Below are 12,775 nucleotides of genomic sequence, written 5' to 3'. Positions count from 1 at the left end.
GAAGAAAACCCGATGCTCGGTTTCCGCGGCGCTGCCCGCTATCGTTCCAAAGACTTCCGCCAGTGTTTTGCCCTCGAGTGCAAGGCGTTGAAAAAAGTTCGCGACGAAATGGGTCTCACCAATGTGGAGATCATGGTGCCCTTCGTGCGCACCCCGGACGAAGCGCGTCAGGTCGTAGAACTATTGGAGCAGAACGGCCTCAAGCGCGGTGAAAACGGGCTCAAAGTCATCATGATGTGTGAGCTGCCTTCCAATGCCTTGTTGGCAGACGAATTCCTGCAGTACTTCGATGGCTTCTCAATCGGTTCCAATGACCTGACCCAGTTGACCCTGGGGCTGGATCGGGATTCCGGCTTGGTGGCGGACCTGTTTGATGAGCGGGATCCGGCGGTAAAAATCCTCCTTTCCCGTGCCATTCAGGCGTGTAAAAAGGCAGGAAAATACGTGGGTATTTGTGGCCAGGGCCCTTCCGATCACAAAGATTTTGCCCAGTGGCTGATGGAGGAGGGGATAGATAGTGTTTCCCTAAACCCGGACACCGCTGTGGATACCTGGTTGTACCTCGCCAATCAGAAAGTGTGAAGCAAAGAAAAAAAAGCAAGGCGCGGCCAAATTACACACCATACCGCACAACAAGTATGATTTTTGTATAGTGTGCCTTGACTTCGAAAAAAGCGACCAATTTGGTCGCTTTTTTTGTGCGGGTAGCAGAAATATTTTTCTATTCATCACACAATATCGGCGAACGCATCATCGCCGGCCATGCAGCCACAATCTTGTGAGTTCGTGGCAGGCACATTAAGACGATTGCCATTTTCCATAAAAGTGCCACCTCCCCATATAAATCAATCTAAGCACCCATCGTCCGGTCAATAGAATCGAACATGCACCCCGAGTTCCGGATGGGTTTCGGGGGCATCTCCGGAAATGCGTTTCGGAGGAGCCGGGTTCTCAAAAGCTTCCCTATAGGCTTCTGGAAATCCGGTTTTAAAAAACGGATCTGATTGATGTACTGATTGAGGTGCCGCTATGCAAACGAGTCTGTCATCCACGCGAACCAGTCGCTTGTCCGATTGCCCCGGGCAGCGGAGATATTGTGGCGAATCACCACTTCGAGAGGCGGTTGTAAACACAGCGCCATCCGTCAGCCAAAGCCTTACTGGTGTCTTGATGCTGTTTGCTGCGTTGCTCTTTGGTACTCTCTGGCCATCTATCGCCGATGCCCATACCGGTGCCAACTGGTTCGATGATCAGGCGGCGATGAACTCTTCTGGATCTCCCTCGATACGTATCAACCTGTCTGAACAAAAAGCCTATTTTTACAAAGGCGGTCGTCTCGTAGGGGTGTCTCTGGTGTCATCCGGTAAGCAGGGCTTCCGCACCAGTCCCGGGAAATTCCGTGTACTGGCCAAGCGGCCGAATCACCGCTCCAGTATTTACGGTAGTTTTGTCGACCGCAGCACGGGTCGTGTCGTGAAAGCCGATGTCGATACCCGCAAGCATCGCCGTCCTCCGGGCACCTATTACCGCGGTGCAAAAATGAATCACTATATCCGTTTTAATGGCGGTATCGGAATGCACGCATCGGGCCATGTCCCCCGTTATCCCGCTTCACACGGCTGCGTGAGAATGCCGCCGCATATGGCCCGTAAATTCTTCCAGTACTCCCGCGTTGGCATGCCCGTCACCGTGAGCTACTGAGGCCAGTTGGCAAGCCCGCTTGTCCGCAGTTTGCATAGGGGCAAGCCATTTGCCGGGTACTATCCATTGGGATAATACCCGGTATTTTTGTGGGTGGGCTGTGACTGTAGTGGTGGGCAGCTATCATCGCTTGCTCTGCCATATTTTATTCCACACAGTCTCAGGAGCCCGCCATGACTTCCCTCGCTATTTCTACCCCGGATCTTTGTGATGAGTTCGAATCCCTGGTACAGGTCGTTGAACCCATGTTCGTCAACTACGGCGGCCGCGAGCAATTTGGGGGGCAGATCGTCACCATAAAATGCTTCGAGGATAACTCCCTGGTACGTGAGCTGGTGGCTGAGCCGGGGGAGGGCAAGGTACTGGTCGTCGATGCGGGCGGTTCCATGCGGCGTGCTTGCCTGGGCGACATGCTGGCGGAAAAAGCCGCTGCCAATGGCTGGGCCGGCATACTTATGTACGGGTGCATCCGCGATGTGGATGCGATTTCTGAGCTAGAGTTAGGAGTACAGGCGCTCGGAAGTCATCCCATGAAGACCGAAAAGAAAGGGATCGGGGAACGCGATATCGCAGTGACTTTCGGCGGCGTTACCTTTAATCCTGGAGAGTATTTGTACGCCGATAATAACGGTGTGATAGTTTCTCCCCAATCGCTTATGTAAATTGGTCATATCCGAAACGTTCCTTTTTGCGCTGGTCTTGCTGTCTGCGCTTGCGCACGCCGTATGGAATGCGGTGGTCAAACACAGTGAAGAAGGTTTCCTGCAGCTGGCAATGATACGCAGTGTCGGCCTGCTCGTAGGAGCCGCCCTTGCGACCCAATTGCCGCTGCCCGGTAAGGCGGCGCTCGGGTTTTTACTGGGTGGCGCTTTTTTCCAGTACCTCTACTTTTTCCTGCTGGCCAGGTCCTATAAAGCCCTGGATTACGGTACCGCTTACCCGATAGCCCGTGGAATCACGCCACTGATGGTCGCCACTGCCGCGCTTCTATTTCTCGACGAGTCCCTGCAGCCCCTGCAGTTGACGGGCATCTTGCTGGTCACGTGCGGAATTTTTGCCCTGGTTATGAAAGAGCTGAAGGTAGGGCGGCTGGGTATTCTTTACTCGGTGGGTACGGGAATCGCAATCACAGGCTACACCACGATCGGCGCCGCCGGAGTACGCAGTGTTGCCAACCCGTTGAGCTATGTGGCATGGCTGGAGATTCTGTCTGGTGGCGGAATCATTCTCGCTGTGTTCCTGACACGGCCGCTCAAGGGATTCGCATTTGCGCGCGCCAATTTTTTGCGCAGTTCCCTGTCGGGAATGCTGGCCACCGGCGGGTTTGGCATCGCGCTGTGGGCGACATCAATGATGCCTGTAGCGGCGGTGGCCGCCACCCGCGAAGTAAGTATCCTGTTTGCCTCCATCATTTCCGTCGTGTTGCTCAATGAGCGCTTTTCCCGGCAGCGTATCGTCGCTGCATTGATAATTTTCTGCGGCATTGGCACTCTGGCATTCGCCTGAACACCAACGTTTGCTTCCTATTGCCTATAGTTTCAGGCAAACCACTCTGATCAGTCTGGCTGTATAGACAAGACGCCTGTTGCGTCGCGAGTAGAGACAGCATTAGCCAACAAGGATAAATAATGAGTAGCCTGCGCCAGAAATGGATTACCGCGCCATTGTTGAATTGGATCAAAAAGGTCCTGCCCCCCATCTCCGATACCGAGCGGGAAGCAATGGAGGCCGGTGAGGTTTGGTGGGATGCCCAGTTGCTATCCGGTAAGCCGGATTGGGATCAGTTACTGGATATGGGTCCGCCGCAGCTTACCGAAGCCGAGCAGGCATTTGTCGATGGTCCGGTCGAAGAACTCTGCCAGATGGTGGATGACTGGAAGATATCCTACGAAGATCATGATATTTCGCCGGAGATCTGGGAGTTCCTAAAGAAAAATCGCTTCTTCGGAATCATTATTCCCGAAGAGTTTGGCGGACTGGGATTCTCGCCGACGGCACACGCCCAAATTGTCACCAAAATTTCCACCCGCAGTACCAGTGTGGGAGTAACCGTGATGGTGCCCAACTCGCTCGGTCCGGGTGAGTTATTGATGGCCCACGGCACCGACGAACAAAAGAAGTATTATCTGCCGCGCCTCGCGGATGGGCGGGACATTCCCTGCTTCGGGTTGACCAGTCCCGAAGCGGGTTCCGATGCTGCTGCCATGGTGGACAGCGGGGTGGTCTGTTATCAGGAGTACAACGGCGAAAAAACCCTGGGGATGCGCGTCAACTGGCACAAGCGCTACATCACCCTCGGGCCCGTGGCTACCGTGCTGGGACTGGCCTTCAAGCTCTATGACCCCGACCATATCCTCGGTGACACTGAGGAGCTGGGTATTACGGTGGCCCTGGTACCCACGGACACACCGGGGGTAACCATCGGTCAGCGGCACATACCCGCCATGCAGGCATTTATGAACGGCCCCAACTGGGGCAAAGACGTCTTCATGCCGATGGACTGGATTATCGGCGGCCAGGAAAATATCGGACACGGCTGGCATATGCTGATGAGTGCGCTGGCCGCGGGGCGCGGTATTTCTCTACCGTCCCTATCTACCGGCGGTGCCAAGCTTGCCGCGCGCACCACCGGCGCGTACGCACATATCCGTGAACAGTTCGGGATTTCCATCGGAAAGTTCGAGGGGGTGCAGCGCCGTCTCGCGGAAATTGCCTCGATTGCCTATGTGCTCGATTCCGCCCACAAAACCACCACCCGTGCATTGGACAAGGGACTCAAGCCTGCGGTGGTATCAGCGATCATGAAGGCACACGCTACATTTGGCCTGCGCCAGGCGGTCAACGATGCCATGGATATCCATGCGGGCAAGGCAATCATCGATGGACCACTCAACTATCTGGGCAATGTGTATCGCGCGGTACCGGTGGCGATTACGGTGGAGGGGGCCAATATTCTCACGCGCAGCCTGATGATCTTCGGTCAGGGCGCAATCCGTTGTCACCCCTACCTGCTGCAGGAAATGGAGGCCGCCACCAATCCGGACAAGGGTCAGGGAGTTAAAGAGCTAGACGCGCTGTTGCCCAAACACGCGCTTTTCCAGCTGAAAACCTTCTGTCGCGCGATGTTCCATGGTTGGACCGGCGGCCTTTTCGCGAGCAGCCCCAGAGGGGTAGGGGAGGCTGCAAAATACTACCGCCAGATGAACCGTTATTCCGCGGTTTTGACCCTGGTTACGGAGATTTCCCTGCTGTCCCTGGGTGGTGAACTGAAGCGCAAAGAAATGATTTCCGCGCGCCTTGGCGATGTGCTCAGCGAGCTTTACCTGATGAGTTCCACGCTGAAACGTTTCAAGGATGATGGCAGTCCCCAGCAGGATCGCCCGCTCCTGGAGTTTGCCATGCGGGCAGGCTTCCATAATATCGAAGTCAGTCTGATCGAGGTGTTCCACAACTTCCCGATTCGATTTGTCGGTCAGTTGATGCAGTTTCTCACCATGCCCTGGGGGCACAGTATCCGTGCCGCCTCAGATCGTCAGGCGCGCGCCTGCGCCAACCTGATCATGGTGCCGTCGGAAACGCGGGATCGCCTGACCAAGGGGGTATTCCCCGGCAATTCTGGTGATGGTGTTGATATCGTCGAGCAGGCCTTCCTGAGTAGCCATGAAACCGAGACGATTCGTGAGAAAATGAAGAAGGGCGGCTTGCGTGCACTGAATGACAACGCCATCGGCCAGGCGCTGTCTGAAAAGCTGATCTCGGAAGAGGAAGCCGAGAAAATTCGCGTGACCTCGGAGCTGGTCAACAAAGCGATTCAGGTAGATCACTTCGAGTCGCTGCCCAGTACATCAGCGGAGCGGGGATCTGAAGACACGCTGCAATAGGCCGGCCGGTGAGCCGGCCCGCGGGCAATGATTGATTGCCACCACAAAATCGCGACTACAGACATTTGGAGCTGGAGCGAGAGGCAATGACAAAACCGGGTACATTCGATACGGCGGAAGCGTGTGTCGATGCCGTGTTGGAAAAGGTGGGCAAGCGAATTGTACTCGGGTTGCCGCTGGGCATCGGCAAGGCGAATCACTTCGCCAACGCTATTTATGCCCGTGCCGAGCAGGACCCGGAGATTTCCCTTACTATTTTTACCGCGCTTACCCTGGAGCGTCCTTCCGGCGGCAGTGAGTTGCAGCGCCGGTTTGTTCAGCCCCTGCTGGACCGTCTCTACTCGGACTACCAGGATCTCGCCTACAACCAGGCGCGGCGCAAGGGACTGTTACCGCCAAATGTGGAAGTGTGTGAGTTCTTCATGCAGCCGGGTAGTTTTCTCGGTGTGGCTTCCGCACAGCAGAGTTATGTCAGTGCCAATTACACCCATGTGCCGCGGGATTTGCTGGATCGCGGCGTCAATGTGGTGGCGCAGATGGTCGCACCGGCCAACGATGACAGTACAGATCTCAGCCTGAGCAGCAATCCCGACCTCACACTGCCATTGCTTAAACTGGCGGAAGAGCGCAAATACCGACATATCACTATGGTCGGCGAGGTGAACCCCCGGCTTCCGTTCGTTGGTGGCGATGCCCGCGTCAATTGCGCAATGTTCGACTTTCTGCTGGAGGGAGAATCCTTCACACAGGAGATTTTTCCGGCGCCCAATCCTCCGGTGAGACTGACAGACTATGCGCTGGCATTTCACATTGCGGGCGTAGTCGCAGATGGTGGCACCCTGCAGATCGGTATCGGCGCACTCGGCGATGCTATCTGCCATGTATTGCGGCTGCGCCAGCGAGAAAACCCGGATTACCGGGACATCCTGCAGTCCCTGAATGAGGACAAGGAGCGCGAGCTGTACCGAGAGCCGTTACAGCTCGGCGTATTCGACAGGGGGCTGTACGGGGCCAGCGAGATGGTTCCGGAGGGCTTTCTGCATCTGAGGCAGGCCGGTGTGCTCAAGCGGCAGGTATATGCGGACAAGACGATTCAGGAACTGCTCAACTCAGGACGCATAGGCGACATCGTTGATGAGGACCTGTTGATCGCACTGCACGACGCCAGCCGAATCCAGTGTCCTCTGACCGAGGCCGATACTGAATTTCTGCAGGGCGCGGGTGTCGTGGATCCCAGTTACAGCTGGCGCGGTCATCGCTTTCTCGATAAGCACGGTGAGCTCGAGGATTGCGATCTGCACAGCAGTACTGGGCGCAAGAAGCTTCTCGGCACTTGCGCAGGCAAAAAACTATCGGGCGGAAAATGGTTGCACGGCGGTTTCTACCTGGGATCGAGTGCCATGTACAACGCATTGCGTGAAATGCCGGAGCCCGAGATGGCCGGTATCAACATGACTGCCATCGATTACATCAACGAGTTGCAGAAGGGGCGTGGGTTGAAAATCGCCCAGCGTCAGCACGCACGTTTCGTCAATTCGGCGATGATGGTGACGCTCAATGGCGCCGTTATTTCCGACGGGTTGGAGGACGGTCGGGTGATCAGCGGGGTGGGCGGTCAATATAACTTCGTGGCACAGGCCCACGAGTTGCCCGGTGGCCGCTCGGTAATCGCCCTCGCCAGTACCCGTCATATTGGCGGGCGCATTCGCAGTAATATTCTGTGGGAATACCCACATTGCACCATTCCCCGGCATCTGCGGGATATGGTGGTAACGGAGTATGGGGTGGCCGACTTGCGGGGAAAATCTGACCGCGATGTGATCACCGCCATGTTGTGTATCACCGACTCCCGTTTCCAGCAGGAGCTGCTGAACAAGGCCAAGGATGCCGGCAAGGTGGAAGCGTCCTACGAGATTCCCGAGGCGTTTGCCAATAATACGCCCGAGCGGATCAAGGCAATCTTCTCGCAAGGGCATCGACTCAAGCTGCTGCCATATTATCCACTGGGCACCGACCTGACCTATGAAGAGGCCCAGCTGGCGATCGCACTCAAAGCGGTGAAGGAAGAGGGGCGCAAGATCTGGGAGTTATGGCCGATTCTGCGCAAGGGGCTGGTGGCGTGTAAAAGTGACGCGCCGGAGTATCGTGAAGTGCACGCCTGCCTGAAGCGTATGGCCTTCGGATATACGGACACCTTCGAGCATCGGTTGGAGGCTTATGTTGTTGCCGGATCCCTGATCCGCTTTGTGGACAAGGAGCGACCGCTCGGCAATGTGGCCGACGCCGACGGGAACCGTCCGGATATCCCGCTGTGAATCGGGTGTGTTACTTTAGCTGGCTTGCCTGAATTGCCGTCAACGCGATGGTATAGATGATGTCATCCACCAGTGCGCCGCGGGAAAGATCATTGACCGGTTTGCGCATTCCCTGCAGCATCGGCCCGATGCTGATCAAATCCGCGCTGCGCTGCACCGCCTTGTAAGTAGTGTTGCCGGTGTTCAAGTCCGGAAAAATAAACACCGTAGCACGTCCTGCCACCGGGCTATCGGGGGCTTTTTTCTTGGCCACGTTTTCCATGATCGCCGCGTCGTATTGCAGGGGGCCATCTATTACCAGGTCTGGTCGCTTTTCCTGCGCGATAAGCGTGGCTTCCCGCACTTTATCGACATCCAGGCCTGTGCCTGAGCTACCTGTGGAATAGCTGATCATGGCTACCCGCGGTTCGATGCCAAAGGCCGCGGCGGAGTCCGCGGACTGGATGGCGATATCTGCAAGTTCCTCTGCATTGGGATCGGGATTGATGGCGCAGTCACCGTAGACCAGCACCTGGTCTGGCAGCAGCATGAAAAATACCGAGGACACAAGGCTGGCGCCGGGTGCTGTCTTGATGAGCTGCAGAGCCGGGCGGATAGTGTTGGCGGTGGTGTGAACGGCACCGGAGACCAGTCCGTCAACTTCATCTTCCGCAAGCATCATGGTGCCGAGTACCACATTATCTTGCAGTTGCTCTTTGGCGACGATCTCGGTCAGCCCCTTGTTTTTACGCAGTTGTACCATGGGCTCGACGTATTTCTTGCGCGCACTTTTGGGGTCGACTATCTCCACCTTGTCACTCAAAGCGAGGCCTTGTTGCTCCGCCACGCGATGAATTTCCTTGGGGTCGCCCAACAATACTGGCCGCGCAATACCGCGCTCGGCGCATGCCAGTGCCGCCTTGACCGTGCGCGGTTCGTCCCCCTCCGGCAATACAATACGCTTGTTGGCACGGCGTGCGAGCTCGGTGAGATGAAAGCGGAAGGCCGGTGGCGACAAACGTTTCGGGCGATTGGATTCACTGCCGAGGGATTCCACCCAGTGGTTGTCCAGGTGGCCGGCGATAAAATCCTGCACCTTTTCAATTCGGTCTACATCGTCGGTAGGGGTTTCCATATTGAACGTTTGCAGTTGCAGGGCGGTCTGCCAGGTATTGGTGTTTACCAGGATGACCGGCAACCCGGTTTCCATGGCCGGCGCGCACAGCTTCCGCACCATGGGTTCGATGTAGAAACCACCGGTAAGCAACAGGCAGCCGATTTTTACCCCGTTCATTGCTGCCAGGCATGCAGCGACAATCACATCCGGGCGATCACCCGAAGTCACCAGCATCGATCCGGGCTCAAACCGGTAAATCATATTGCCCAGGGAGCGCGAGCAAAATGTCACGCTGTGCAGCCGCCGGGTGTCGAGCTCGCCATAGTTGATTACCTCTGCCTGAAAATGATCTGCCAGGTCTTTCGCCCGCGGCGCCACCAGGTTCGGGTTCCAGGGGATACAGCCGATGATAGGCAGCGGGCTCTTGCCGAAAAGGGAGAGGATTTCGAGGTTACCGCGACGCATGCCGGTCCCTTCGAACACACCGGTGATATCTGCTCCGGGTGCCTCCGGCACATACGAGGGCGCTCCAACTTTATTGACGATGCAACCCACCACGCGACCGGATTGCGCGCCGCCGAAGGTCGACAGTGCGACTTCCAGTCGGTCTTTCAATTGCTGTGTAGAATCCAGATTCGGGCAAACCACCAGTACGATTTCCGCATCCAGGGTTTTGGCGATCTGCAGATTCAGCTGACTCGCAAACTGGTTTTCTGTATTTGGCACCAGGCCCTCGACAATGGCCACGTCGGTTTTGTTTGCACCTTCGCGGAAGCGGGCCAGAATATCTTCCAGCAGGCCGGACAGATCATCCCGGCCGATCATCAGCTCGGCGTGGTGCATGGTGAAGGATTCCGGCACCTTGAGATTGGAGGCGCGGCGCAGTATCTCGTTGCTGCGATCGCGATTTTTCTCGTGGTGTACGGTTTCCGAGATAGGCTTGTAAAAGCTGACACTCACCCCATTGCGTTCTAGTGCACGCAGGGTACCCAGGCTAACCGACGTGATACCGACACCATCACTGATGGGCACCAGCATGATTGTGCGAGACATGGGTCATTCCCTCGAGCTGGGGTCGTGATTCGGGGTGTCCGGTGGTACCAGTTCCGCGGCATCGCGGGCAATGACCCACTCTTCGTTGGTGGGGATTACCAGGGTCACCGCTGATTGGTCTGTATTGATCGGCCCCTCTTCACCAAACCTTGCACGGATATTTTTCTCGTCATCGACGGCGTAGCCGAGTCCGCGCAGCTGTTGTATTACCTTCTGGCGCACCAGACTGGAGTTTTCGCCAATACCGCCGGTAAACACCAGTGCATCCACTTGCGGTAAAACCGCGTGGTAAGCCCCGATATATTTGGCCAGCCGGTAACAGAAAATATCCAGTGCCAGTTGCGCGCCATCGTGGCCATCAGTCGCCGCCTGTTCCAGTGTGCGGCAGTCATTGCTGAGCTCGGAGATTCCCAGCAGGCCGCTTTTCTTGTTGAGCAGGTCGTTAATTTCTTTTAGGCAGTAGTCCATGCGGCTGCCCAGGTGCATCAGCAAGCCTGGATCGACATCGCCACTGCGGGTGCCCATGACCAGCCCTTCGAGCGGCGTCAGTCCCATACTCGTGTCGACGCTGCGCCCATTGTGAACGGCGGTGATGGAGGCACCGTTGCCCAGGTGCGCCGAGATGATGTTCACCTCGTTTACCGGCAAGTTGAGCAACTCTGCCGCGCGCTCGGTGACAAATCGGTGGCTGGTGCCGTGCATGCCGTATCGGCGGATACCGTGATCGCGGTACAGCGTATAGGGCAGGGCATAGATATACGCCTGTCGTGGCATCGACTGGTGAAATGCCGTATCGAAAACTGCTACCTGAGGCAAATCCGGAAACGCGGCCGAGGCCGCTTCAATACCCTGCAGGTGTGCGGGATTGTGTAGCGGTGCCAGTGCCACACATTCCTGGATCGCGTTCAGTACCGCATCGTCCACGAGGACCGAATGGGAGAATTTCTCGCCGCCATGTACTACACGATGCCCGATCGCCACCAGCTGATCGCGCAATTTGTCGTGCTGGCTGAGTACTTCATCCACCAGAAACCGGATCACTTCGGTGTGGCGGGCGTTGGCAGGCAGGATGGCAGATTGCCGCTCACCGCCGCACTTCCAGCTGACTGACGCTTCACGCTGCCCGAGGGACTCGCCGATACCGCTCAGGGAGAGGCAGCCGCTGTGTGGGTCGATCACGGCAAATTTCAGCGAGGAGCTTCCGCAGTTGAGGACAAGTACTTGGCTGGAGGAGGACATAGATGCGACAGCTTCATTGCAGGCTTGCCATAAGCCTAGTCCAAAACTGCGCCATTTCTCGGCTTCGTGGGACCTGTGTGGCTGGAAGTTGGCAGTCTGAAGAGTTCAAAAGGCTGTGGGTGCAGGAGGGGCCAGAACCGGCCCCTCGGAAAGATCGCTGTACAGTGTCTATCAATTGCTGGCGGGTACGAACTTGGACAGCAAGCGGATATACGCGACCTGATACATATTGTGGTTCTCGGTTACTGCCCAGGAGTTCAGCGGCCAGCTGGTATTGAAGTCCAGGAAGGATTTCTGTGCGGGCTGTCCGTATGGCGGAGCCGGCGGTGCCAGTCCGCAGCGGGCGTTGTTTTCCGGGCTTCCGCAGCTGTTAGGGCAGCAGGCATCCCAGTCGTAACTGGGGTTGGGGCCACCCACCAGGAACCCCGGCGCGGGGCCGTAGGAAGACTCGGTCACCGAATCCCATTGCGCGCTGCCGTCCGCAAACCAGCTGTGGTAGAAACTGTCCACTGAGTTTTCCGCACCGTATTCCCCCATATTGGACAGGTACACCTTGCCCTGGGGGTTTACGCCGTGCAGGTAGTTCACGTGGCGCAACGCGGCATTGCGCACACTATCGGCGGCCGGGGCACCGGCGTCGTACTGCAGTTGATCCAGGAACAGGTTGCCCTGGTGGGCCTGGCTGCGGTTACTGCCCCAGGTATATTGGGGAATCGATGCGCGATAGGCGTCCGCATTACCGTCTACTGCTGGCCAGTTATCATCGCCATTCATGCCCGCCGCGTAGGTGTCGCGAATATTGGTCGCCACTTGTGCAGAGATCCCATCCAGTGATGCGAAATACAGCAGCGCGTGCTGGATCTCCACTTCCCAGATTGATACCCAGCTCCATTCCATGAGGTGTGCGGCCTGGTAATTGCTTTCGACGAAGCTGCGGTATTCCGCCTTGCCGGTTGCGCGATACAGGTGGATGGCAGCGATAAGACTTTTGGCGAAACGCCCGTAGTCGTCCACCTCCTGTTCCCCGGCGGCGACGCCATTATCGGAGTTGCGGAAGGTTACAGACGGGTTCGCCTGGGCCCACTGCCATGCAGACTCTGCGCGATCGCTGAGATTGGCTGCATAGGATTCCAGGCCGGTAATCTGACCCAGGACCTGGCTGCCCAGTGCGAATGCCGCGGCGCTGCTGTAGCTGGCCGCGGTCGTTGCCGGGCCATAGGTACTGGCACCGGTCGCCGAGGAGGGCGGGCTCGCGTGGGCAAGGCCCATCACCGACAGTACCGAGCCATTGCTTTCTTGCATCCTCACCAGCCAGTCCATACCCCATTTCACTTCGTCGAGCAGGTCGGGAATACCGTTACCGGATTCGGGCAGATTTAAATCGTCTGTCCACACAGCGGGATTTTCCCGGTAGCTGTTGAGGAGCGCTATCAGGTAATCCGCGTGCCAGTTGGTGTACTTGTTGTAGTCACCGGCGTCGTACCAGCCAC

The 12,775-nt window shown here is 56.9% G+C and carries 9 protein-coding genes; 6 read left to right on the top strand and 3 right to left on the bottom strand.

The window, feature by feature from the left end:
* From B4U49_RS03620 to B4U49_RS03595, 6 genes are all read left to right on the top strand, one after another.
* Window positions 1-582 (top strand): putative PEP-binding protein (locus B4U49_RS03620; protein ID WP_338036819.1); only part of this gene is annotated, 582 nt, incomplete at its 5' end.
* A gap of 588 nt (window positions 583-1,170) precedes the next feature.
* A complete protein-coding gene (locus B4U49_RS03615) occupies window positions 1,171-1,701 on the top strand; it encodes a L,D-transpeptidase (protein ID WP_078083213.1) in 531 nt (176 codons plus the stop codon).
* Between the two features lie 173 nt (window positions 1,702-1,874).
* Window positions 1,875-2,363, top strand: a complete 489-nt coding sequence (gene rraA / locus B4U49_RS03610; protein WP_078083212.1) for a ribonuclease E activity regulator RraA — start codon at window positions 1,875-1,877, stop codon at window positions 2,361-2,363.
* Between the two features lies 1 nt (window position 2,364).
* Complete coding sequence (locus B4U49_RS03605; RefSeq protein ID WP_078083211.1) at window positions 2,365-3,207, top strand: SMR family transporter; 843 nt, start codon at window positions 2,365-2,367, stop codon at window positions 3,205-3,207.
* 122 nt (window positions 3,208-3,329) lie between these two features.
* Complete coding sequence (locus tag B4U49_RS03600; protein ID WP_078083210.1) at window positions 3,330-5,582, top strand: acyl-CoA dehydrogenase; 2,253 nt, start codon at window positions 3,330-3,332, stop codon at window positions 5,580-5,582.
* Between the two features lie 86 nt (window positions 5,583-5,668).
* Window positions 5,669-7,897 carry an acetyl-CoA hydrolase/transferase C-terminal domain-containing protein gene (locus B4U49_RS03595; RefSeq protein ID WP_078083209.1) on the top strand — a complete coding sequence of 743 codons (2,229 nt, stop codon included), beginning with the start codon at window positions 5,669-5,671 and terminating at the stop codon, window positions 7,895-7,897.
* Between the two features lie 10 nt (window positions 7,898-7,907).
* Here the strand turns inward: B4U49_RS03595 and pta are convergent, their stop codons facing one another.
* The 3 genes from pta to B4U49_RS03580 form a co-directional block, all read right to left on the bottom strand.
* On the bottom strand, window positions 7,908-10,046 hold the full coding sequence (gene pta, locus B4U49_RS03590) for a phosphate acetyltransferase (RefSeq protein WP_078083208.1): 2,139 nt from the start codon (window positions 10,044-10,046) through the stop codon (window positions 7,908-7,910).
* A gap of 3 nt (window positions 10,047-10,049) precedes the next feature.
* A complete protein-coding gene (locus B4U49_RS03585) occupies window positions 10,050-11,285 on the bottom strand; it encodes an acetate kinase (RefSeq protein WP_078083207.1) in 1,236 nt (411 codons plus the stop codon).
* Window positions 11,286-11,456: 171 nt separating this feature from the next.
* Window positions 11,457-12,775: glycoside hydrolase family 9 protein (locus tag B4U49_RS03580; RefSeq protein WP_193432805.1), on the bottom strand; the 1,319-nt coding region annotated here is incomplete at its 5' end.

Origin of the sequence: Microbulbifer mangrovi (genome assembly GCF_002009015.1) — a bacterium.
GTDB classification, from domain to species: Bacteria; Pseudomonadota; Gammaproteobacteria; order Pseudomonadales; family Cellvibrionaceae; genus Microbulbifer; species Microbulbifer mangrovi.
This window is presented reverse-complemented; position numbering and strand designations above follow the sequence as displayed.

Coding starts and splice junctions, on each gene's coding strand:
- rraA (WP_078083212.1), top strand. CDS start 1,875: ATGACTTCCCTCGCTATTTCTACCCCGGATCTTTGTGATGAGTTCGAA.
- B4U49_RS03600 (WP_078083210.1), top strand. CDS start 3,330: ATGAGTAGCCTGCGCCAGAAATGGATTACCGCGCCATTGTTGAATTGG.
- B4U49_RS03615 (WP_078083213.1), top strand. CDS start 1,171: ATGCTGTTTGCTGCGTTGCTCTTTGGTACTCTCTGGCCATCTATCGCC.
- pta (WP_078083208.1), bottom strand. CDS start 10,046: ATGTCTCGCACAATCATGCTGGTGCCCATCAGTGATGGTGTCGGTATC.
- B4U49_RS03595 (WP_078083209.1), top strand. CDS start 5,669: ATGACAAAACCGGGTACATTCGATACGGCGGAAGCGTGTGTCGATGCC.
- B4U49_RS03585 (WP_078083207.1), bottom strand. CDS start 11,285: ATGTCCTCCTCCAGCCAAGTACTTGTCCTCAACTGCGGAAGCTCCTCG.